The organism is Klebsiella sp. MBT K-1 (genome assembly GCF_002556465.1).
Lineage (GTDB): Bacteria > Pseudomonadota > Gammaproteobacteria > Enterobacterales > Enterobacteriaceae > Klebsiella > Klebsiella grimontii.
This window is the reverse complement of sequence record NZ_PDEL01000001.1, coordinates 208,794-232,130: the sequence shown is the minus strand read 5'-3', so window position 1 is coordinate 232,130 and position 23,337 is coordinate 208,794. Positions and strand designations below refer to the sequence as shown.

The window sequence follows — 23,337 nt, the reverse complement described above, 5'->3', positions numbered from 1 at the left end:
ATCAGATGATTGTTCTTTAACGATTACGGAGCCGCTATGCGCGTCGTCATACTGGGAAGTGGGGTAGTAGGAGTCGCTAGCGCCTGGTACTTAAGCCAGGCAGGACATGAAGTGACGGTTATCGATCGTCAGCCGGGGCCGGCCGAAGAGACCAGCGCCGCTAACGCCGGGCAGATCTCTCCCGGCTATGCCGCGCCGTGGGCGGCGCCGGGCGTACCCTTGAAGGCGATTAAGTGGATGTTCCAGCGCCACGCGCCGCTGGCCATCGGGCTGGATGGCACCCCGTTCCAGCTGAAATGGATGTGGCAGATGCTGCGCAACTGCGACACTCGCCACTATATGGAAAATAAAGGACGCATGGTGCGCCTGGCGGAGTACAGCCGCGACTGCCTGAAGGCGCTGCGCGAGAGTACCGGTATCCAATATGAAGGTCGGCAGGGCGGCACGCTGCAGCTTTTCCGCACCGACAAGCAGTTCGAAAACGCCACCCGCGATATCGCGGTGCTGCAGGAGGCGGGCGTGCCTTACCAACTGCTGGAGGCGAATCGCCTGCTGGAAGTTGAACCGGCGCTGGCTGAAGTGAGCCACAAGCTGACGGGCGGTTTACGTTTACCCAATGATGAAACCGGCGACTGTCAGCTCTTCACCACCCGTCTGGCCCGCATGGCGGAACAGGCGGGCGTGACCTTCCGTTTTAATACCCCCGTCGATGAACTGCTCTATGAAGGGGATCTCATCTCCGGCGTGAAGTGCGGCGCTGAAATCATTAAAGCGGACGCGTACGTGATGGCATTCGGTTCCTATTCGACGGCCATGCTGAAAGGGCTGGTGGACATTCCGGTCTACCCTCTGAAAGGCTATTCGCTGACCATTCCGATCGCGGAAGAGGACGGCGCGCCGGTATCGACTATCCTTGATGAAACGTACAAAATCGCCATCACCCGCTTTGATCGTCGGATTCGCGTTGGCGGAATGGCGGAAATTGTCGGTTTTAATAAAGAACTGCTGCAGCCGCGGCGTGAAACCCTGGAGATGGTGGTGCGCGATCTGTTCCCGCGCGGCGGCCACGTTGAACAGGCGACCTTCTGGACCGGACTGCGTCCAATGACCCCGGACGGTACGCCGGTGGTGGGCCGCACAGCGTATAAAAATCTGTGGCTGAATACCGGCCACGGTACGCTGGGATGGACCATGGCCTGCGGTTCAGGGCAGCTGATTAGCGACCTGATCTCCGGGCGTACGCCGGCGATCCCGTATGACGATCTTGCCGTCGCCCGCTACGGTCGCGGCTTTACGCCGGCCCGCGCTCAGCATCTGCATGGCGTTCACAATTAACAAGGAGCTTTCATGTCTCGTCCTGTAAAGGCCAGCATTGATATGTCAGCCTTACGCCAGAATCAACAAATTGTTCGCCGCGCGGCGCCCGCTTCGCGCCTGTGGGCGGTGGTCAAAGCCAATGCTTATGGCCACGGCCTGGCGAGAGTCTGGAACGCGCTTAGCGCCGCGGACGGTTTCGCGATGCTCAATCTTGAAGAGGCGATCCTGCTGCGCGAGCTGGGCTGGAAAGGGCCGATACTGATGCTGGAAGGCTTTTTCCACGCCGATGAGCTGGCCCTGTTTGATAAGTACCGTTTGACCACCAGCGTGCACAGTAACTGGCAAATCAAGGCGCTCCAGCAGGCGAAGCTGCACGCGCCGCTCGATATCTACGTCAAGGTGAATAGCGGGATGAATCGGCTGGGTTTTATGCCGGATCGTCTGCACATCGTCTGGCAGCAGCTGCGATCGCTGCATAACGTCAGTGAAATGACGTTAATGTCGCATTTTGCCGAAGCGGAAAACCCGGACGGCATCGTGGAGCCGATGCGGCGTATTGAGCAGGCGGCGGAAGGGCTGGATTGCCCGCGCTCGCTGGCGAATTCGGCGGCCACCCTGTGGCATCCGGAGTCGCATTTTAACTGGGTGAGGCCAGGGATCGTGCTGTACGGCGCTTCGCCTTCCGGCCTGTGGCAGGATGTGGCCAACACCGGACTGAAACCGGTGATGACGTTAAGCAGCGAAATTATTGCCGTGCAGAACCTGAAAGCCGGGGAAGCGGTCGGCTACGGCGCGACCTGGCGTACGGCGGAGGAGCGGCGCATCGGCATCGTTGCCTGCGGCTACGCCGATGGTTACCCGCGTCTGGCGCCGAGCGGTACGCCGGTGCTGGTTGACGGCGTTCGCACCGCGACGGTAGGGCGCATCTCGATGGATATGCTGGCGGTGGATTTGACTCCCTGCCCGCAGGCAGGGATCGGCGCGCCGGTCGAGCTGTGGGGCAAAGAGATTAAAATCGACGATGTCGCATCCGCCTGCGGCACCGTCGGGTATGAGTTAATGTGCGCGCTGGCGCCGCGCGTACCGGTTGTGACGGTGTAACTTGTCGTGGGGCGGGTTACTCCGCCTCATCTCCCGCCATTCGTACGCCCACCCTCAGGACATGATCCTCTTCTTTTTCCGCCACCGTCCACACCATGCCGGCAAATTCCACCTGGTCGCCGACGACCGGCGCGGCGCCCAACAGCTGCTGCACGACATCACCCAGCGACTGCTGGCGATCGCGGAACTCCTCACCGCCATCGATGCCGTAAATCTGCGCGACGTCGGCGAACTTGGCATTGGCGTCGAGGATAAAATCACCAAAGAAGCGCTGATCGAGCGCGACCGGCGGCGACTGGCTGAACAGTTTACCCAGCGCGGGTAAATCGCGCTCGCGGCCGATAACGCAGAGAATATCGCCCTCCAGCAGTCGGGTGCTGCCGGTAGGGTGCAGCAGAACGTTGTCGCGAAACAGCGCGGCAATCCGCGTTTCCGGCGGCATATGCAGGTCGCGCAGCGCCGCGCCGACGCACCATTTTTCGGCGCTAAGCTGGTAAACGAACTGCTCCCACGGGTTTTCCGGGTGAATATCCAGCCCGACGCGGGAGATGGGCGATCCGATCGGCGGCACCACCACTTTGGCTTTCTTCGCCGCCCAGGAGAGCGACGTTCCCTGCAACAGCAGCGACACCAGCACCACGAAGAAGGCCACGTTAAAGAACAACCGCGCATTGTCCAGACCGGCCATCATCGGAAATACGGCGAGAATAATCGGTACCGCGCCGCGCAGGCCAACCCAACTGATAAATATCCGTTCGCGCAGGTTAAAGCCGCGAAACGGCAGCAGACCGGCAAATACCGACAGCGGACGGGCGATAAAGATCATCCACATCGACAGAATGAGCGCCGGGATAGCGATAGGCCACAGGTCTGACGGCGTGACCAGCAGGCCGAGCACCAGGAACATGGCGATCTGCGCCAGCCACGCCAGGCCGTCGAAGTTTTGCAGAATACCGTGGCGGTTGCGAATCGGCCGGTTGCCGAGCAGGAAACCGCACAGGTAGACCGCGAGGATGCCGCTGCCGTCCAGCGAAGTGGTCGCGGCAAAAATCATGATCCCGCCGCTCAGCGCCAGCAGCGGGTAAAGCCCGGCCGGCAGCACAATGCGATTAATCATCTGCAGCAGCAGATAGCCGCCGCCGAGACCGATAGCGATACCCAGGCCGAATTGCTGCACGATATGCACCGCAAACATCCAGCTCAGGCCGGTCTCATGTTGCTGAATCATCTCGATAAGGGTGATGGTCAGGAACACCGCCATCGGGTCGTTGCTGCCGGATTCAATTTCCAGCGTCGAGCCGACGCGTTCATTCAGTCCTTTACCGCCGAGCAGAGAGAACACCGCCGCGGCATCAGTCGAGCCGACGATAGCGCCGATCAGCAGCCCTTCAATCAGGTTGAGATGAAACAGCCAGGCCGCCATCAGTCCGGTCAGGGCCGAGGTGATCAGCACCCCGACCGTGGCGAGCGACAGCGCGGGCCACAGCGCCACGCGAAAGGAGCTGGCCTGAGTGCGCATCCCGCCGTCAAGCAGGATAACCGCCAGCGCCAGGTTGCTCACCATGTAGGCGAAAGGGTAATTGTCAAACGGAATGCCGCCGATACCGTCAATCCCCGCCAGCATCCCAATGGCGAGGAAGATAACCAGGATCGGGATGCCGAGGCGTGAGGAAAAGGAACTTAATAAAATACTACAGGTTACTAAAACAGAACCCAGGATAAACAGACTGATGACCGCAGCGGCGTCCAATGTTGACGTACTCCTTACCGGCGTGAAGATAAATTAAAAACTACACCATTTTAACAATCTGACGCCGATCGGGATATGCGTTAGAGGAATTTTTATTCTGCCAGAACCGGGTGGCCGCTGATGCTTAACGTGGTGATGGACGCGTTGTTGACCAGCAATGCTCTGGCGCCAAACGGCAGGGTGACCGTGCGCTGTTCGTGACCAAAATCCAGACCGCTGATGACCGGAATGTTAAGCTGCTGGCGAAGGTAGTCGTATACCATCGGCAGATCGTAACCGGCATCGTAGTCGTTGGCGTTTGCGCCGGTAAAACTGCCGAGGATAATTGCCCGCTGGCGCGCCAGAATACCGCTGTTAAGCAGCTGCAATAGCATTCGTTCAACGCGGAACGGGTGTTCGTTAATATCTTCCACCACCAGAATTCCGTCGCTAATCTGCGGCATCCACGGGGTGCCGATAAGCGAGGTCAGCATCGCCAGGTTGCCGCCCCACAGCGTGCCGTCGGCGCGGCAGTCCGGGCCTTCGCCGTGCCATTCGAGGGTAAACGCCGGGTCGCGCAGCGCCTGCCAGAAATGGTGTTCAGTAAATTCGTTCAGCGTTTCCGCGCCGAAGTTTCCCGCCAGCATCGGTCCGCTAAAAGTGATTATGCTACCCTTTGCCAGCAGGCCCATCTGAACGGCGGTGAAATCGCTGTGGCCGCAAATAAGCAGCGGATCCTGCTGCTGGCGGGCGATCAGCGCCTGCCAGTCAATGTGCGGCAGTAGGCGAGTCGCGCCGTAGCCGCCGCGTACCGCCAGCACGATACGGTTTTTGCCGTCGAGGGCGGCGAGCTGGTTGATGTCGCCAAGGCGTTCATTCTCAGTTCCGGCAAACCGCAGCGCCCGGCGGGGAATGACCTGCTGGTGCGCGACCTGATGCCCGGCCTCCTGCAGACGCTGTACGCCGCGGTACGCCGCCTCCTGGTTGATGCAGTAACCGGAAGGGGCGATGAGATAAAACTGAGACATGACAATTCCTTGCTAAGAATGAAAGGGTTATCATGCCGCCTGGAGCGTTTATTGTCATCTCCGTGCGGCAAACTTCAGCCAATAAGGATAGATGTGTGAAATTGAGATGGTGTGTTTTTTTATGTGTATTGTTGGCCGGTTGTAGTTCAAAACACGATTATCGTAACCCGCCGTGGAATCCGGAAGTCCCGGTTAAGCGGGCGATGCAGTGGATGCCAATCAGCGAAAAAGCCGGTGCTGCATGGGGCGTTGACCCGCAGCTGATTACCGCGATCATCGCCATTGAATCCGGCGGCAACCCGACGGTGGTCAGCAAATCCGGCGCGGTTGGCCTGATGCAGCTGAAACCCTCGACCTCCGGTCGCGATGTTTACCGGCGGATGGGCTGGAGCGGAGATCCTTCGGTGAGCGAGCTGAAAAATCCCGAGCGTAATATATCCATGGGGGCCGCTTATTTAAGCATTCTCGAAAACGGTCCGCTGGCGGGAATTAAAGACCCGCAGGTGATGCGCTACGCGGTGGTGGTCTCCTATGCTAACGGCGCAGGCGCGCTGCTGCGGACGTTCTCGTCCAATCGCCAGGATGCGATCGAGGAGATTAACGATATGGACGCCGATGATTTCTTTGAGCATGTAGTGAAGAAACACCCGGCTCCGCAGGCGCCGCGCTATATCTGGAAGCTGCAAAAAGCGCTGGACGCGATGTAGGGCATCATTTTACCCCGCGGACCAGGCGTTGTGCGGGGTAAACTCTTCAGGTATTCCTAATCCTCCGTGCGAAGCGAAGAGATATAGCTTATCGGAGCAATCAAATCTTTATATTCCCGATAGCTTTCCGGGAGAGAATCGACACCGTTTACCGCAAGACAGAGCATGGCCGTGGCGCCATCCATTTTATCGCTATTTAGCGCCAGTGCCCCTCGCAAGAAATCGATGCAGGCATGGGCGCCGTTATACGAGATATCGTTGTTATCCAGTCGAAGCATTTTGCTTATAGCGTCTCACCCGATGGTTAATCAAGCCGTTGCACAGAAAATGGATAATTTATCGATTTGATGATTTCCCGGTATTCGCGATAGCGCTCGGGGAGCAGGCTGGTTTTGCCGATAGCGACGCAATAATCAGCCGTTTCATCGGTTATCTGTTCCTTATCGGCGACAAGAGTATTCTTTAATTTATCAACATAACTACGAAGAATATTAATCGAGATACCTTCCCGGTCCAGCCGGGTAACATTTAAGGTGATGAGTAACATTAACAGCCACCACAGACCGGAAACGACAAACATCGCAAGCCAGCTAAATACGCTGAAATTAAGCAGAGCGTTATTAGCGAATAACGTTTTCCAGCCTAATATGGCGATTAAAAACAATGAAGGAACGGCAACTAATATCATGTTCCACGTTTGTTGCGTAGGGCTTAGCATCAGGCCCGCGCAGCGGGTATCCGTAGACCAGTGATTTTTCTGGGCGACGTAAAGTTCAAGGGGTAAATTCTGGTTGCCGGGTTTTGGTGAAGAAAAGTGGTTAAAGAGGATTTTTTCTACGCACGTCATTTTACACTCCGCGTACTGCTGATTCGCGCGCAGCTCGATACCCTGGGCTGAATGAATGATGGTGACGTAATTTTTCCTTAATAGTCTAAACGTAGCCAACTGAATAATACCGGTCGCTTTATCATGCAGCCAGGCTAAAAATGAGGGGGGGATGGAATAGGGGGGCGGTATCGGCGTGCCTTTCTCAGTAGGGCGAGTCATCGATATAATGATATTGGCCACGATATATATAACCGTGGTGGATAAAACGTGATAGCCCATAAAGGATAATGGATGTAAATCGGAGATAAAACTGACGACTGCATTCACTTTTTATTCCTTGTGCCAGTCATAACAGGCGTTTCCCGGGAGAGGTCTTCCCGAGTGCCAGAGTAGTATTTTTAATTAGCCGACTCAAGATAAGCGTAAAAATATAACCATATGGAGAAAATAGATGCGCGGCGGAGACCCGCCGCGCGAAGGTTTACTGCGCGACTTTTTTATCCCCTGGCGCAATAGAATTATTGGCCGCGGGTTGAGCCGCGTTATCTGTCGCCTTACTGGTATCGTCATTCGCCGCCGGGCGGGTGGCCGGAACCGAATCACAGGGTTTCTCTTTCGGACACACCAGGTCCAGCATCTTCAGGGTGACCCCGTTAGTCCAGCCAAATCCGTCCTGTAACGGATACTCGCCGCCGCCGCCACCGGTTCCCGTCGAGCTGACGTCATATTTTTCCACCAGCTTCTGTTCGCTGTTGTAGGTATGCTGAACATTGCTGAGGAAACGCCAGCTCACCTCCATCGCTATTTTCTGTTGACCATATTTTTGCAGGCCTTCCGCGGCGACCCACTGCAGCGGCGCCCAGCCGTTTGGCGCATCCCACTGCTGGCCGCTATTGACGGTCGTGGTGGTCAGGCCCCCCGGTTTGAGCAGGCGCGCTTCGGTCGCGGCGGCGACTTTAGCGGCGCGCTCGCTGGAGGCGGCGTTGACGTACAGCGGGAACAGCGCCGCGGCGGTCAGCTGATTGCGCACCTTATGACTTTTCAGATCGTAATCGGCGTACCAGCCCTCTTTATCGTTCCACAGGTATTTCTCCAGCGCTTTCTGTCGGGCGTTGGCCAACGCGTCATACTGCGCGGCTTTCGCGCTATCGCCAGCGGCTTTACTGGCGCGGGCGATGGCTTTTTCCATGTGGAACATCAGCGAGTTGAGGTCGACCGGAACAATCGAGGTGGTGCGGATGGTGCCGAGCTGCTGCGGGTTATCCATCCAGCGGGAGCTGAAGTCCCAGCCGGATGCCGCGGCGGAGCGCAGATCGCGGTAGATTTCAGTGGCCGGGCGGTTGGGATTGTTTTTGGCGGTGGTGACATCGTCCAGCCAGGATTCCGGACGCGGCGTGTCGTTATCGTCCCAGTAGCGGTTCAGCAGCGAACCATCGGCCATACGCACCACGCGCTTACTGGCGCCGCCGGGCTCAAGCGCTTCGGCGCCATCCATCCAGTACTGGTACTCTTTCTCCATCTGCGGCAGCCATTTTTTGAGCGCCTCATCGCCATCGTGCGTGGCCAGCAGTTCGACCATAAACGGGAAGAAAGGCGGCTGCGAGCGGCTCAGATAGTAGGTACGGTTGCCGTTGGGAATATGCCCCCAGGCGTCGATTTCTGCGGCAAAGTTGGTCACCATATCTTCAATTTTATCCCAGTGGCCGCTCTCCGCGAGGCCTAGCATTGTGAAGTAGCTATCCCAGTAATAGACTTCACGAAAGCGTCCGCCGGGCACCACGTAGGGTTTTGGCAGCGGCAACAGTGAATCCCACTTTTCCACCTCGACGGTGCTGCGGGTCAGCACCGGCCATAAACCGTTGATATGCTGGCGCAGCGTTTGTCCTTTTGGCGGAACGTACTGGTCGTTTTCGCGAGGCAGGGTAAAGTTGAGCTCGACGAAGTGCCGCAAATCAAAACTGGTCTGACTTTTCTGCATACGATAATCGGCCAGGATCATCAGCGGGTCGCCGTTCGGGATGGCGTCGGCAAACGTTTTCTGGTCGGAAAAAAGCTTTGCGCTTTGCACATCGTTAAATAGCGGACCGAGCAGAATATCGGGTGATTGCGGGATTGGGCGGGTTTCTTCAGCCTGAGCCGTCAGCGTCGCCAGGGCGACAAACGCGCCCCCGAGCGCGAGACGAAGAGCATAGGGCAGGGTGGCGGGGCGACGGGAAACGGGACTCGTCATAGGTTGTTCTCCTTATCATTGCAGACTATGTGCCACTGCATTCGGCCATCAGAAAACCTTAGACGAATATCCGCCGCTGCGCGTGTCGAAGCTAACATTTTGCAGCAAAACAGAGAAATTACCTGCCTCAGAAGACCCCCGGCCGGCCATCTCCTGAACAGTACAATATTATAATCTTAATTATATAAAACCAGGCTATTTATATTTCTAGTGTGAATGTTTTCGTATAAATTAAAAACGCCGTGCGAGCCTCAGGTAAGAAAATAGAAAACTAGCTGCTATTTATATATGCGGGTGCTGTTTTCGCTTATCGCGTATTAAAAAATACGCAAAGGATTAAAAGCTGTGATCTGTCATGCAAAAAGTCTCGGATTAATACGGCTGAAAGCTGACAGGATCACATAAATTAAAAAACATAAATAATTAATAAAAAAACATAATGGCGCCAGCATAGCGGATAAGTAAAAAATGCAGACATTACCGAAACCGGTTTCATTTTGCATAAAGGAGTGGTGTATGTCCGCTGGCGACAAAATTTCAGTCAGAGAAAAAGTAGGCTATAGCCTCGGGGACGCGGCAAGTCACATCGTGTTTGACTCGTCCGTGGCAATCCTCGCTTACTTTTATACCGATATTTATGGCCTGCCGCCCGCCGTGATGGGGACGATGTTTTTGCTGGTTCGTCTGCTGGATGCGATTACCGATCCGATCATGGGGGCGATTGCTGATGCCACCTCTACCCGCTGGGGCCGCTTCCGTCCGTGGCTGCTGGCGATCTGCGTGCCCTTTGCGGTGAGCTGCGTGCTGGTGTATTCCATTCCGTCCTTTTCCGACTCGGGGAAAATTGTCTACGCCGTTGCGGCTTATATATTCATGACGTTGATGTATACGGCGATTAATATTCCTTATTGCTCGCTGGGGGCGGCCCTGACCTCCGATCCGCGCGAGAGCCTCTCCCTGCAATCCTGGCGTTTTGCCATCACTCCGATTGGCGGCGCGCTCGGTACCGCGTTTATTTTGCCGCTGGCTGATTTTCTCTATCCTGGCGACCGCGCTACCGGTATTCAGGTCTCCATGGCGTTATTCGGCGTGATTGGCTGCCTGATGTTTGTTATCTGCTTTGCCACCACCAAAGAACGCGTGCAGCCGATCAAAGAAGAGAACCTGAATATTGCTCGCGATGTGAAAATTCTTTTTCGTAACGATCAGTGGCGTATTCTTTCCGTTTACAACTTTATGATGCTGGTTGCCGTGGTTATTCGCGGCGGTGCGGTGGTGTATTACGTGAATAACGTGCTGAATAAAGGCTCGGACGTTATTACGATATTCATGCTCGGCGGCATGTTTGCCTCAATGCTGGGGTCGGTGCTGGCCAAACCATTCGGCACCCGTTTCTGTAAGGTCAGATTTTCGTTCTGGATTAATCTGCTCACCGCTGCGCTGGGCGTCGTATGCTTTATGCTTCCGGTGCAATACTGGATTGCGGTACTCGGCGTGCATATTCTGATTTCCATCATTCAGGGCGGCAACGGCGCGCTGCAGTGGTCGATGATTACCGACGTCAATAACTATGGCGAATGGAAAACCCAGCGGCGTATAACCGGTATGAACGTCGCGGCAAATATCTTTGTCATTAAGCTGGGCGTGGCGGTCGGCGGGGCGATTCTTGGCTGGGTGCTGGCCTATTACCATTACGCCGCTAACACCGCGGTGCAGCCGGCTTCAGCCGTCCAGGGCGTGGTGCTGCTGTTCACGTTAGTTCCTTCCATTTTTTATGTTCTTACCGCTATCTCTATTAAATTTTATGGCTTAACAGAAAATAGAATGAACGGCATCGTCGATGACTTGAACCACGGAACCTTCGCCGAATCCTGATAATTCAACGCTGTATTAAAAGGGCTATGCAGATTATTTCCCTGAATAGCCCCGATGAAAACCTGGATGAAACAAATAATAATGTAATTAGGGACGTTAATAATGAAAGTGAAATATATAGCTCTGGTTATTAGTGGCGTATTCTCCTCTGGTCTTTTGGCCGCGACAAATAATCAATCTGCGGATATTGAAAAACGGTTAGCCCAGCTGGAACAGCGTTTAATGAACGCTGAGCAACGGGCGGCCGATGCGGAAGCGAAGATCCAGACGTTAACCCGGCAGCAGGCCGTCGCGGCGAAAAGCGCGCCAACGGTGAAGGTGCAGTCCGCGGAGCCTGTCGCACCGGGCGCTGAGCCGACGAAACTGACGCTCTCCGGCTACGGCGATATCAAGTTTTATGGCGATGTCGAATTCAACATGGACGGCGCCAGCAGCAGCGGCAGCCTGACCTCGGTAAAAACCACGGCGAATAAAGACTGGGCGCCGGGCAATAACGAACGCTGGGATATTAACGGCCGACTGCTGTTAGGTTTTGACGGCATGCGCAAAATGGATAACGGCAATTTCGCCGGTTTTTCCGTCCAGCCGCTGGCGGACCTGAACGGCAAAATGAACCTTGATGATGCGGTGTTCTTCTTTGGTCAGGAAAAAGACTGGAAGGTGAAGGTTGGGCGCTTTGAGGCTTACGATATGTTCCCGCTGAACCAGGATACGTTCGTGGAATACTCCGGCAACACCGCCAACGATCTTTACAGCGACGGCTACGGCTATATCTACATGATGAAGGAAGGGCGCGGCCGTAGCAGCAGCGGCGGCAACTTCCTGGTCAGCAAAACCTTTGATAACTGGTATTTCGAACTCAATACCCTGCTGGAAGACGGCAGCACGCTGTTCCAGGATAAGCAGTATCACGGGACTGACCTGGAAAATGAGAAAAATGTGGCCTATTTGCGCCCGGTCGTCGCGTGGAACAGCGGGCGCTTCTCCACTGCCATCGCGATGGAAAGCAACGTGGTCAATAACGCCTATGGCTATCACGATGCGAAAGGGCACTGGGTCGATCAGTCCAGCCGTACCGGCTATGGCTATACGATGACGTGGAACGGGCAAAAAACCGATCCGCTGGATGGCGTGGTGACCAATCTTAACCTCGCCTGGATGGACGCCGAGGATGAAACCGACTTCACCGCGGGGGTGAACTCCCTGTGGCGCGGCTTCGAGCTTGGCTATATTTACGCGCATAACAAGATCGACCGCTTTAACACTGCTAATTTTGTCGCTAACTGCGACGATAGCTGCTGGATTGCCGATCCGGGCAAATACGATATCCACACGATTCATGCGTCTTACCTGTTCCCGAACGTCATGAATATGAAGAACTTCAACATCTATCTTGGCGCCTACGCCTCGTGGATTGAATCCAACCCGACCAGCGGCGACGGCCAGGAAGACTCCCGCTATGGCGGTCGTCTACGCTTCAAATATTTCTTCTGATCAATGCAGAGCCCGCATCGTGCGGGCTCTGTTCATTATGTGATTAAGCCTCCCGCGGAGGCATGAGTTAACAGGACAACGCCATGTTTGACAGTAAAGCGGGGACCCCGCTGGAAGGGTTTGCCGAATTTGCCGCCGCCGCTGCCGCCGAAGGCGCGGTGCTGCTGAGAAACGATCGCCAAATGCTGCCGCTCGATCCCGGGCAGCCGGTTTCGTTGTTTGGCCGTACGCAGATTGACTACTATTGCAGCGGCACCGGGTCAGGCGGGGCGGTTAACGTGGTGAGCCGGACAACCTTGCTGCAGGCGATGCGCGCGCGAAACGGGGAGAGGCTGAATGAGCAACTGGCCGGGCTCTATGAACGCTGGATTGCGCAGCATCCCTTTGACAACGGCGGAGGAGCCTGGGCCGCCGAGCCCTGGCATCAGCACGAGATGCCGCTTAGCGACCAGCAGATTCGCCAGGCGCGCGCCGTCTCCAGCCTGGCGGTGATTGTGCTTGGCCGTACCGCGGGGGAGGACCAGGACAACGGCGATGTAGAAGGCGGCTATCGGCTAACCGCCGACGAGATAACTCTGCTGCGCCAGGTCTGCCGCGAGTTTGATGACGTGGCGGTGGTGCTGAATACCGCCGGGCTTATCGATCTCTCATGGGCTGACGATCCTCTGCTGCGTAAACGCGTTCGTGCGCTGCTGTACGTCTGGCACGGGGGCGCCGACGGCGCCCGGGCGGCTGCGTCGCTGCTGTACGGCGATGTAACGCCCTCCGGTAAGCTGGTAGGCAGCATCGTCGCCTCTCTGGATGACCATCCGGCATCGCCCTGCTGGGGAGCACAAGCGCAAAACCTTTATCAGGAAGATATTTACGTCGGCTATCGCTACTTCGAAACCTTTTGTCCCCAGCGCCTGCAGTTTCCTTTCGGGTTTGGTCTCTCATACACCCGCTTCACCCTGTCATCGGCGCGGGCGCAGGCCTTCGGCGATCGGATCAAGGCGACCGTTACCGTGACTAACCGCGGCGACCGCTTTGCCGGCAAAGAAGTGGTGCAAATCTACCTCCAGGCACCGCAGGGATCGCTCGGCAAACCGGCCCGGGCGCTGATGGCCTTCGCTAAAACCCACCTGCTGCGGCCGGGTGAAAGCGAAACCTTAACGCTATCGATCCCGCTGGAGCGTTTTGCGTCTTTGGACGATAGCGGGGCGACAGGTCACCCGCATTGCTACGTGATGGAACCCGGTCTTTACCGCGTGCTGATCGGCAACAGCGTACGCGATCTGCAGCCGTTACCGGTTGACGGAGAGGCGGGGTATTCGCAGAAGACGCTGCGGGTCCTGTCCCGTCACCAGCAGGTACTGGCCCCGACGGTGCCTTTTGTCCGTATTAAACCGGTTGCCGACGGCGACGATGGCCGCTATCAGATCGAATGGGAAGACGTGCCGCGCCGGGAGATTAATCTGCGCTCGAGGATTGAGGCGCGCCTGCCGGAGACGATTACCCTCACCGGCAACCAGGGGCTTACTCTCAGCGACGTTGCTGAAGGGCGCGCCACGATGAACGCCTTTATTGCCCAGTTGTCGGTGGAGGAGCTGGCCTGCCTGGCGCGCGGAGAAGGCATGTGCAGCCATAAAGTCACCCCCGGCGTCGCGTCGGCCTTTGGCGGAGTGGCCGATAGCCTGCTGGAAAAAGGGATCCCGCTGGCATCCACCGCCGATGGGCCTTCCGGCATCCGTATGGATAACGGCGCGAAGGCCACACTGCTCCCCAGCGGGACGCTGCTGGCCTCCAGTTGGGATCCGATCCTCGTTGAGCGCTTATACGTGATGGAGGGAAAAGAGCTGCTGCGCAACGGTATTGACCTGCTGCTGGGGCCGGGGATGAACATCCAGCGCCATCCGCTCAACGGGCGTAATTTCGAATACTTTTCCGAAGACCCGCTGCTTACCGGAATGATGGCGGCGGCGGTGGTTCGCGGCATTCGCAGCGGCGGCGGGATAGCGACCCTCAAGCACTTCGCCTGTAATAATCAGGAATTCGCCAGAGCCAGGGCGGACTCGGTGGTGTCGGAGCGCGCGCTGCGCGAAATCTATCTGAAAGGTTTCGAATACGCGGTGAAAACCGGCGGCGCCAGCGCGGTGATGACCGCCTATAACCCGCTCAACGGCTACCATGCCGCATCCAACTACGATCTCACCACCACCGTACTGCGCGAGGAGTGGGGCTTTCGCGGGATCGTCATGACCGACTGGTGGGCTACGATGAACGACCCCATCGATGGCGGCGCGGCGAGCACCCACAACACCGCGGCGATGATCCGCGCGCAGAACGATCTCTATATGGTGGTCAACAATAACGGCGCGGAGATTAACGCGGCCGGGGATAATACCCTTGCGGCGCTGGCGAAAGGTGAACTGACGCTCGGCGAACTGCAGCGTAGCGCGGCAAACATCCTCCATTTTATGCTGCAGACCCAGGTGTTTAAGCGCGGGGAGAAACCGCGGGCGGATATCGTCCGTCTGGCGGCGGAACCGGGCTGCGCCGCGGACTGCGAGGGAGCGATAAAAATCGCCGAGCAATCGCGTCTGCGCTGCGACGAGGAGCTGGTGCTGAGCGTTGAGCAGGCCGCGCGCTACGATGTTCTGGTCAATGTACACGCCAACGGCGCGCCGCTGGCGCAAACCGCCTGCAATCTGCTGCTCAATGACCAGTTCGTGGCGACCATCCAGACCAACGGCACTCTTGGCCGGGAGAGCGTGCAGAAGCTGTGCCGGATCGAGCTGCAGCCGGGGAAATATCGGGTGGGCTTTGATTTTATCAAACCGGGTCTGGTGGTGGACTGGCTGGAGCTAAGGCACGTTAACGACTGACCGCTGCTGATGTTTGGCCAGAGGAGCGCCTTTTACCGAATGGCCCGACGGGTTGGGTACCCTCGGCGATGTGGGACGGGCGCAGGCGGCAAAGCGGAAACGGACGCCCCATATTGGTGCATTTCGGGCGTCCAACAAACCATAAATAAGCAAAGCGTCTGGTTGTTTTTTATTCAATTGGGCGCGGCGGCGCGATAACGTTACCCCCAGCAGCCGCGCTGCGCTACCTGGCATAATTAATGCTTATCTCTTACCGGGATTACCTCAAAGTGAGTACAACCGGAGGAGACGGCCATGATAAAAATAACGCTTCCTGACGGGCATTATTATGATGAGATGCTTACCGCACAGGGAGAGCAGCGTCAGCACTATAACGCCTGGTGGCAATGGTTTCGCAGTACCGATCAATTCTCTATCCGGCAGAAAAAAGCGCAGGCGGAGCTGCTCTTTCACCGTATCGGCATCACCTTTAACGTTTACGGTGAGGATGAGGGCACCGAACGACTGATCCCATTTGACAGCGTGCCGCGCATTATTCCCGCCGGCGAGTGGCAGCGGATTGACCGCGGCATCCGCCAGCGGGTGAAAGCGCTCAACGCTTTCCTTTACGATATTTACCACGATCAAAACATCCTCCGCGCCGGGCTGATCCCGGCCGAGCAGGTGCTGGCGAACGAACAGTATCAGCCCTGTATGCAGGGGATAAATTTACCCAATAACACCTATGCCCATATCACCGGGGTCGATATGGTGCGCAACAGCGACGGCCAGTATTACGTGCTGGAGGATAATCTGCGCACGCCTTCCGGCGTCTCTTATATGCTGGAAAACCGCAAAATGATGATGCGGCTGTATCCTGAAATGTTCGAACAGCACCACATTGCGCCGGTCGAACGCTACCCCAGCTATCTGCTGCAAACGCTGCGTGAAAGCTCGCTGGTGGACGATCCGTGCGTGGTGGTGATGACGCCCGGACGGTTTAACAGCGCCTATTTTGAACACAGCTTTTTGGCCCAGCAGATGGGCGTTGAGCTGGTGGAAAGCGCGGATCTGTTTATTAAAACCGGGGCGGTGTACATGCGTACCACCGAGGGGCCGCGGCGGGTGGACGTCATTTACCGGCGTATCGACGACGCGTATCTTGACCCGCTGGCCTTCCACGCCGACTCGATGCTGGGCGTTCCGGGGCTGCTGTCGGTGTATCGCGCCGGGGGCGTGGTGCTGGCGAACGCCATCGGCACCGGCGTCGCCGACGATAAATCGATCTACCCCTTCGTGCCGGAGATGATCCGCTTCTATCTGGGCGAGCAGCCGATCCTGAGCAATATCCCCACCTGGCAGTGCCGTAAAGCGGAGGATCTCAGCTACGTGCTGAGCAATCTTGAACTGATGGTGGTGAAGGAGGTTCACGGCGCGGGCGGCTACGGCATGCTGGTCGGTCCGCGCTCGACTAAAGAGGAGCGCGAAGCGTTCCGCCAGCGCCTGCTGGCGAATCCGGCCAACTATATCGCCCAGGACACCCTGGCGCTGTCGACCTGCCCAACCTTTATTGACGAGGGGCTAGCGCCGCGCCATATCGATTTACGTCCCTTCGTGCTCTCCGGCCAGGAGATCCGCCTGGTTCCCGGCGGCCTGACCCGGGTGGCGCTAACCGAAGGCTCGCTGGTGGTGAACTCGTCGCAGGGCGGCGGCACCAAGGATACCTGGGTGATGGAGGATGATGAATCATGTTAAGCCGCACAGCGAGTGAACTCTTCTGGATGGCGCGCTACCTTGAGCGCGCGGAAAGCTATGCCCGGGTGCTGGACGTAACCTGGAAGCTGTCGATGATCCCCCGCCATAGCCAGCAGTCGCGGGATCTAGCCTTGCCGCTCAATCTGTCGCTGACTCATGAGCTGTTTCAGGCGCGCCACGCGCGTTTCACCATGAGCAATCTGCTCAATTTTTTCGCCCTCGACGGCAACAACCCGTACAGCATTTTCAGCTGCGTCGAGATGGCGTGGAACAACGCCCACGCGGTGCGCGGCAGCCTGTCGGCGGAGGTGTGGGAAAGCATCAACGCCACGCGCATTGAGCTGCGAAAACTGCGCCAGCAGGGGATCGGCGAGCTGGGCAATGACGCTTTTTTTGAATGGGTCAAAGAGCGGGTGCATCTGTTTCGCGGTGCGATTCTCGGCACGCTGCTGCGCAATGACGCCCTGAGCTTTATCGGCATCGGGACGCTGATCGAACGGGCGTCCGCCACCGCGCAGCTGCTGTTGATTAAGGATCAGCAGTTGACCAGCGATCCCGACCCGGTACGCGAGTACTACCGGCTGGATACGCTGCTCAACGCGGTCAGCGCCCGCGAGGCCTATAACAGCATCTACCGCCAGCCGGTAAGCCGCGAGACGGTAATGGAACTGCTGATCCTGCGCGACGATGTACCGAGATCGCTAAGAGCGAGCATCTCCGACCTCGTCGGGCAGCTGGAGCAGATTGCCAACGATCGCTCGCACCTGCCGCTGCGCCTGGCGCACCAGCTGAACGTCGACCTGCGCTTCAGCACCCGCGACGATCTGGCGCAGGCCGATTTACAGATCACCCTTAATGCACTGCTGGCGCGGATTAACGCGCTTTCTGACAGCATCAGACAAACCTATCTGGAGGCGTTATGAAACTGGTTATCGATCACCTGACCCGCTACGGCTACGATGAAGAAGTGAAGTTTTCGACCCAGTATCTGCGCCTGACGCCGCGCAGCACCGGTCGCCAGAAGATCACCGCCTGGTCATTGACCTTGCCGGACGGTTCCGCCGTCGCCACCACCGACGCGTGGGGCAACGTGCTGCACGTGCTGACGCTGGATAATCCGCATAAAGAGATAACCATTCGCGCCAGCGGGATCGTCGATATTGCGGAAGAGGGGGACGATATCGGCGCGGAGCCGCAGGAGCTGCTGTCGCCGCTGGTTTTCTTGCGCTGTACGCCGCTTACGCGCGCTGACGGCCCGATCCGCGAATTCGCCCAGCGCTGGTATCAGCCCGAGGCGCAGGAAGAGAGCCTGAACCAGTTAATGGGCGAACTACTGCTGAGAATGCCCTATTCGCCGGGCGCCACGCAGGTGCAGGATTCCGCCGCCGATGCCTTTGCGCGCGCGAAGGGCGTTTGCCAGGATCACACCCACGTGTTTCTCGCCTGCTGCCGGGCGCTGGAGATCCCGGCGCGCTACGTCAGCGGCTACGTCTACAGCGATAATGCCGAGCACGTCGCCATGCACGCGTGGGCCGAAGTGTGGCTCAACGAGCGCTGGCAGTCGTTTGATATCACCAATAACACGCGCAGCCTCAATCAACATTTGCGGCTGGCGACCGGGCTGGACTATCTTGATGCGTGCCCGGTTCGCGGCACCCGCCTCGGCGGCGGGGGAGAAATCATGTTAACTAACGCTGAAGTGCGCGAACATTCGCAGCAGGCGCAGCAGCAATAACGGCAGGAACGAAAAACGATGACCTACTGTGTGGCCATGTGTTTGTCAGATGGACTGGTATTTGCCTCAGACTCCCGCACCAACGCGGGAGTAGACCATATTGCAACGTTTAAAAAACTGCACGTTTTCCATCAGGATGGCGAACGGGTCATGGTGCTGCAGTCGGCGGGCAACCTGGCCACCACGCAAAGCGTGATTAGCCTGCTCAGCGGCCGCATTCGTACCCAGCAGGAGCCCAATCTGATGCAGGTGACCTCGTTATACGACGCGGCGATGCTGATCGGTAAAACCTTGCAGGAGGTGATTCAGCGCGACAGCAGCAATCAGCAGAACTGCGGCAATACCAACTTCAACTGCAACCTGCTGCTCGGCGGGCAGATCGCCGGGGAAACGCACCGGCTGTTTCATATCTACCCGGAAGGCAACTTTATCGAAGCCACGCGCGACACGCCCTATTTCCAGATTGGCGAGAGCAAATACGGCAAGCCGATCATCGACCGGGTGTTGACCATCGATACTCCGCTGGAGCAGGCGATGTGCTGCGCGCTGATCTCGATCGACTCCACCCTGCGCAGTAATCTTTCGGTGGGGCTGCCGCTGGACACGCTGCTGTACCGCAGCGGGAGCCTGAGCAGCGCCGAACAGCATCGGATCACCGAAAGCGATCCCTATTTCAATACCATTCGCAAAGCGTGGTCCGAGGGGCTGCAAAGCACCTTTCTCAAGCTGCCGCCGTTTACGCCGGGCGGCCAGAATCAGGCGGAAAAATAACGCCCCGGGGTCATGCCGGTCATGGTGCGGAAAAAGTAGATAAAAGCGCTATCGCTGGCGAAGTCGAGCGCCTGTGCCGTATCGGTGATGCGCTCCCCGGTTGCCAGCATCTCGACCGCTTTCATTAATCGCCACTGTTGTCGCCACTGCTGGTAGGTCATCCCGGTATCGCGGCGGAACAGGCGGCTGATGGTTTTTTCGCTGGCGCCGCAGCGGGCAGCGAGCGCCCCAAGCGCCGGCGGCAGCGCGTCGCCGCAAACCATCGCCAGCCGTTTATCCTGCGGCAGCGCGAGCATCATCGGCTCCCGGGCCGCGAGGCGAATTTCCGCCTGGCACAGGGCGGCAAGATGCCGCGCCGGTTCGGCTTCCCAGTCGGTATCCCAGGGGCTGGCGCTGATGCGTTCTAATAGCTCGCGCAGCAGCGGCACCACGTTGAGTATCGCCGACTGCGTTGGCAACTGAGGGTAACGCTGCGGCTGAAACCAGACGGAACGATAGTCGACAATGTTTTTCATCTCCGCGCGATGGCGGACTTCGGCGGGGATCCAGGCCGCGCGCCCCGGCGGAAGCAGGCACAGCAGGGCGCCATCGTTAAGGGTCAAACGGACGCATCCCTGACGGGTAAACAGAATCTGCGCCATCTTATGCTGGTGGCTACCGGAATCGTGATCCCCTAACGCCGACTGCACGCCAATCAGGTGAGTTTTTAAGGTATCCGGATCGAATGCCGCATCAGCGTCAAGCCAGGCCATAATGTCTGATTTCCGATATTTAAAGTCATTATGTTTATAATGTTCGAAAAACGGCCTGCCTACAATAGCGCCTCTTGTTTATCAGGAGGTGGATATGTTGGGACGTGCCGCGCGGGTGCTGGTGACCGCGCTACTGATGTTTCCGCAAATAGCGGAAACGATTTATAGCCCGGCGCTGACCGATATCAGCGCCCAATTTTCCGTGAGCGCGCCGCAGGCGGCGCAAACCCTCTCCGTCTACTTTATCGGTTTTGCCGTCGGCGTACTGCTGTGGGGCGGATTCAGCGATCGCTACGGTCGGCGTCCGGCTCTGCTGGCCGGGCTGGGCGTTTATGCGATGGGATGTCTGATGGCGCTGTGGGCCGCGGATTTTTCGCTGCTGTTGGCGGCGCGTATAGTGACGGCAATTGGCGCGGCAACCGGCTCCGTAGTGACGCAGACGGTCCTGCGGGACTGCTATAGCGGGCGGCAGCTGGCGGGGATTTTTTCGTTTATCGGCCTGGCGCTGGCGGTGAGTCCGGCCGTCGGGGTCTATATCGGCGGCGGACTGACCGCCATCTGGGGGATGCGCGGCGTCTTCAGCGCGCTGGCGCTTCTGGCCGCCGCGCTCCTGCTGGGCTGCCTGCGGCTGATGCCGGAAACGCGTCCGCAAAATCGCGCAGGGGAGCCGTTTCTTCGCGTGCTGCGGCGGATGGCGGGGGATAAATATATTGCGCTGGCGGCAATACTGGTGGCGGCATTTAACGTCAGCCTGTTCAGCTACTACAGCCTGGCCCCCTTTCTGTTCGCCCGATTCGATCTTGATACCCTGACCTTTGGCTACAGCGGCATGGCGCTTGCCGCCGGTTCGCTGCTCGGCGCGCTGCTTAACCGCGTGCTGCTGCGTCAGCATGTCCCGCTGGGGCGGATACTCGCCATCGCCTGCATTCTGCACTTCGTCGGCGGCGTCGCGGTGTACGTGCTGCGGGAATCGATCTGGTTTGTGGCGCCGGTGGCGCTGGTCACCCTTGCCTGGGCCATGGCGATCCCGCTGGTGCTGGGGTCGGCGCTGAGCGCCTACGGCGACTGTCGGGGCACCGCCGGCGCCTTTTTCGGCCTGTTTTATTATGTGCTGATTGGCGCCGGTCTGCTGGCGGCCGGGTGGGGGCAATCGCTGGGAGCGTCGCTGCTGGTTTGCGCAGGCGTGAGCATTTTTGCCGGGTGGCGCTATATCACCGTGTTCGACAGAGGGTAAGGTCATTTTCTGGCAAAGCTAAGTGATTTAACTTCTTTGTTATTTAACGCGTTATCTCACATCTTCGGGGGACAAAAGATAACGCGAAAAGGTAGCGGCAGGAATGGCAAAAAGCAGGTCGGTCTATCTGCATCCGCAGCAGCGTGAGCGGATTCATCAGTTTTCCCGTAGCTGGTTGTGGCGCAGCGAGCTGCCCACCTGGCTGCTGATCGTTGCCGTCTACGGCGGCTGGTTTGCCTCGCTGGCCTGGTGGCGCGAGCTGGGGATTTTCCCCGCCACGCTGCTGCTCATCTGGTTCACCGCCTGGTATATGTCATTGCAGCATGAGCTTATTCACGGTCACCCCACGTCGCGGCCATGGTTTAATCAGTTGCTGGGGACGCTGCCGCTGGCGGTCTGGTATCCCTACGGGCTGTATCGCGACTCGCACCTGGCGCATCATAATCATCAGCTGCTGACGCAGCCCGTTGACGATCCGGAATCCTACTATTTTACGCCGCAGAGCTGGCGACGTTTTGCCCCCTGGCAGCGCAGCCTTATTCATCTGCGCAATACGTTTCTCGGCAGGCTGCTGGTGGCGCCGCTGCTGGATATTGCCCAGACGCTCGCCAGCGCGCTGGCGGCATTTCGTCACCGGCGGGTGAACGTGATAGCGATGTGGCTGGTTCACGGCCTGCTGCTGGCGGCGCTGTTCGCGTGGATGAATCACCTCGGCTTTTCGCCGCTTTATTTCGTGCTGGCTATCAGCTACCCGGCGCTGGCGTTGACCAAAGTGCGCTCTTTCCTTGAACACCGCGCCGCGGACGATCCGCTGGCCCGTTCGGTGATTAACGAAGCGGGGCTGGTCTGGCGGGTGCTGTTTCTCAATCTCAACTACCATTCAGTGCATCACGATTTGCCGGGCGTGCCGTGGTACGGGCTGCGAAAAATCTATCTGTTTAATCAGGCGGACTACCAGCGGCGCAACGCCGGGTTTGTGGTGCGCGGTTACGGTGAATGGCTACGGCATTTTTTTGCCAGATCGGTGGCGGTGAATGCTCATCCCGGGTTCAACCAGCAGGGTAAGGCGGATAAAGACCATGAGTGAAAGGCTGGCGTTTCCGATGTACGCGGTGAATGACGAGGATACTCAGGCGCTCTGGCGGGCGGTGCGGCAGCTGCTGGCGGCCCGTGGCGTGGTGGATGAGGATACGCTGTCATATCAGGTACCTGAGGATCTGCTGACCCACTGGCGCCATCCGGCGCTGCTGCTGAGCCAGACCTGCGGTTATCCGCTGATGACGCGGCTGCCGGCAGCGCAAACGGTGGGCTGTTTTCACTATTCGGCGCCGGGGTGCGAAGGGCGGAACTACCGCAGCCTGCTGGTGGTGCGTGAGGCGGAGAGCCGGCAGACGCTGGCGGATTTTCGCGGGCGTCGGGTCGCGTGCAATTCGCCGGATTCCCAGTCCGGCTATAACGTGCTGTTAAAAATGGTCGCGCCGCTGTCGCGCGATGGGCGTTTCTTCTCGGCGGTAGCGTTTAGCGGCAGCCATCGTCAGTCGCTGCGTGAACTTCAGCAGGGGACAGCGGATATCGCCGCCATTGATTGCGTGAGCTGGGCGCTGCTGCAGCGCCATCAGCCGGAGGCGCTGGCGGGGCTGGCGGTGATTGCGCATAGCCCGCTCGCCCCGGGTCTGCCGCTGATTACGTCGGCGACGACGTCCGCGGCGACGCTGGGGCTGCTGAGAGAGGCATTGCAGCAGTTGGTGAGCGATGAACGCTACCGGCCGCTTTGCGAAGCGCTGTTTATCTGCGGCTACAGCGATATGCGGCGCGCGGACTATCAGCCGCTGCTGGCGTGGCGTGATGAGGCGGCGGCCAGAGGCGTCGTGCGGCTGTAGGCGGCAATTTTCCCGGGCAAGGCGCGTTGAGCGCCGCCCCCGGGAGCAGAGCGCAGA

19 protein-coding genes are annotated in these 23,337 nt (G+C 58.2%); 13 read left to right on the top strand and 6 right to left on the bottom strand.

Translation table 11 applies throughout. The features are described 5' to 3' along the window. The first annotated feature begins 36 nt into the window (after positions 1-36). Positions 37-1,335 carry a D-amino acid dehydrogenase gene (locus tag CMQ96_RS01025; protein WP_024357829.1) on the top strand — a complete coding sequence of 433 codons (1,299 nt, stop codon included), beginning with the start codon at positions 37-39 and terminating at the stop codon, positions 1,333-1,335. Between the two features lie 12 nt (positions 1,336-1,347). Next, positions 1,348-2,418: a catabolic alanine racemase DadX gene (gene dadX, locus CMQ96_RS01020; protein ID WP_049086310.1), complete on the top strand. Its 1,071-nt coding sequence runs from the start codon at positions 1,348-1,350 to the stop codon at positions 2,416-2,418. Between the two features lie 16 nt (positions 2,419-2,434). On the opposite strand, the gene CMQ96_RS01015 is transcribed toward dadX, so the two are convergent. Together CMQ96_RS01015 and ldcA are read right to left on the bottom strand one after the other, a co-directional pair. Then, positions 2,435-4,168 (bottom strand): potassium/proton antiporter, encoded by a 1,734-nt coding sequence (locus CMQ96_RS01015; protein WP_024357831.1) that lies wholly within the window; start codon positions 4,166-4,168, stop codon positions 2,435-2,437. 92 nt (positions 4,169-4,260) lie between these two features. Continuing rightward, the gene (ldcA, locus tag CMQ96_RS01010; RefSeq protein WP_049090164.1) at positions 4,261-5,175 is read right to left on the bottom strand and encodes a muramoyltetrapeptide carboxypeptidase; all 915 of its coding nucleotides are present in this window, start codon (positions 5,173-5,175) and stop codon (positions 4,261-4,263) included. 95 nt (positions 5,176-5,270) lie between these two features. On the opposite strand from ldcA, the gene emtA reads away from it, so the two are divergent. Further along, positions 5,271-5,882, top strand: a complete 612-nt coding sequence (gene emtA, locus CMQ96_RS01005; RefSeq protein ID WP_009651970.1) for a membrane-bound lytic murein transglycosylase EmtA — start codon at positions 5,271-5,273, stop codon at positions 5,880-5,882. Between the two features lie 56 nt (positions 5,883-5,938). Here the strand turns inward: emtA and CMQ96_RS01000 are convergent, their stop codons facing one another. The 3 genes from CMQ96_RS01000 to CMQ96_RS00990 form a co-directional block, all read right to left on the bottom strand. Next, positions 5,939-6,160 carry a hypothetical protein gene (locus CMQ96_RS01000; protein ID WP_064342858.1) on the bottom strand — a complete coding sequence of 74 codons (222 nt, stop codon included), beginning with the start codon at positions 6,158-6,160 and terminating at the stop codon, positions 5,939-5,941. Positions 6,161-6,186: 26 nt separating this feature from the next. Further along, on the bottom strand, positions 6,187-7,038 hold the full coding sequence (locus CMQ96_RS00995; protein ID WP_004138533.1) for a hypothetical protein: 852 nt from the start codon (positions 7,036-7,038) through the stop codon (positions 6,187-6,189). 154 nt (positions 7,039-7,192) lie between these two features. Next, positions 7,193-8,941: an alpha,alpha-trehalase gene (locus CMQ96_RS00990; protein ID WP_004138534.1), complete on the bottom strand. Its 1,749-nt coding sequence runs from the start codon at positions 8,939-8,941 to the stop codon at positions 7,193-7,195. A gap of 516 nt (positions 8,942-9,457) precedes the next feature. Here CMQ96_RS00990 and CMQ96_RS00985 point away from each other — a divergent pair. From CMQ96_RS00985 to CMQ96_RS00955, 7 genes are all read left to right on the top strand, one after another. After that, positions 9,458-10,816, top strand: a complete 1,359-nt coding sequence (locus tag CMQ96_RS00985) for a glycoside-pentoside-hexuronide (GPH):cation symporter (protein WP_004138536.1) — start codon at positions 9,458-9,460, stop codon at positions 10,814-10,816. 102 nt (positions 10,817-10,918) lie between these two features. Next, positions 10,919-12,310, top strand: a complete 1,392-nt coding sequence (locus CMQ96_RS00980; protein ID WP_049086339.1) for a carbohydrate porin — start codon at positions 10,919-10,921, stop codon at positions 12,308-12,310. 83 nt (positions 12,311-12,393) lie between these two features. After that, complete coding sequence (locus CMQ96_RS00975) at positions 12,394-15,174, top strand: glycoside hydrolase family 3 protein (RefSeq protein ID WP_098065695.1); 2,781 nt, start codon at positions 12,394-12,396, stop codon at positions 15,172-15,174. A gap of 294 nt (positions 15,175-15,468) precedes the next feature. After that, a complete protein-coding gene (locus tag CMQ96_RS00970; protein WP_024357837.1) occupies positions 15,469-16,908 on the top strand; it encodes a circularly permuted type 2 ATP-grasp protein in 1,440 nt (479 codons plus the stop codon). After that, a complete protein-coding gene (locus tag CMQ96_RS00965; protein WP_004121935.1) occupies positions 16,902-17,831 on the top strand; it encodes an alpha-E domain-containing protein in 930 nt (309 codons plus the stop codon). Before CMQ96_RS00970 ends, CMQ96_RS00965 begins: the two co-directional genes overlap by 7 nt. Further along, positions 17,828-18,643, top strand: coding sequence for a transglutaminase family protein (locus CMQ96_RS00960; RefSeq protein WP_004121934.1), 816 nt, complete (start codon positions 17,828-17,830; stop codon positions 18,641-18,643). Before CMQ96_RS00965 ends, CMQ96_RS00960 begins: the two co-directional genes overlap by 4 nt. Positions 18,644-18,661: 18 nt before the next feature. Then, entirely contained in the window at positions 18,662-19,414 is a 753-nt protein-coding gene (locus tag CMQ96_RS00955) for a proteasome-type protease (protein WP_004121932.1), read from the top strand. Here CMQ96_RS00955 and CMQ96_RS00950 read toward each other — a convergent pair. Then, complete coding sequence (locus CMQ96_RS00950; RefSeq protein ID WP_024357838.1) at positions 19,399-20,166, bottom strand: helix-turn-helix transcriptional regulator; 768 nt, start codon at positions 20,164-20,166, stop codon at positions 19,399-19,401. The genes CMQ96_RS00955 and CMQ96_RS00950 overlap by 16 nt on opposite strands. Positions 20,167-20,260: 94 nt before the next feature. On the opposite strand from CMQ96_RS00950, the gene CMQ96_RS00945 reads away from it, so the two are divergent. The 3 genes from CMQ96_RS00945 (at position 20,261) to CMQ96_RS00935 (ending at position 23,280) form a co-directional block, all read left to right on the top strand. Then, positions 20,261-21,400, top strand: a complete 1,140-nt coding sequence (locus CMQ96_RS00945) for a multidrug effflux MFS transporter (protein WP_049086343.1) — start codon at positions 20,261-20,263, stop codon at positions 21,398-21,400. A gap of 103 nt (positions 21,401-21,503) precedes the next feature. Then, positions 21,504-22,487, top strand: a complete 984-nt coding sequence (locus tag CMQ96_RS00940) for a fatty acid desaturase (RefSeq protein ID WP_024357840.1) — start codon at positions 21,504-21,506, stop codon at positions 22,485-22,487. Further along, positions 22,480-23,280 carry a phosphate/phosphite/phosphonate ABC transporter substrate-binding protein gene (locus CMQ96_RS00935; protein ID WP_064410986.1) on the top strand — a complete coding sequence of 267 codons (801 nt, stop codon included), beginning with the start codon at positions 22,480-22,482 and terminating at the stop codon, positions 23,278-23,280. The genes CMQ96_RS00940 and CMQ96_RS00935 overlap by 8 nt, the downstream gene beginning before the upstream one ends. The last annotated feature ends 57 nt before the right edge of the window (positions 23,281-23,337 follow it).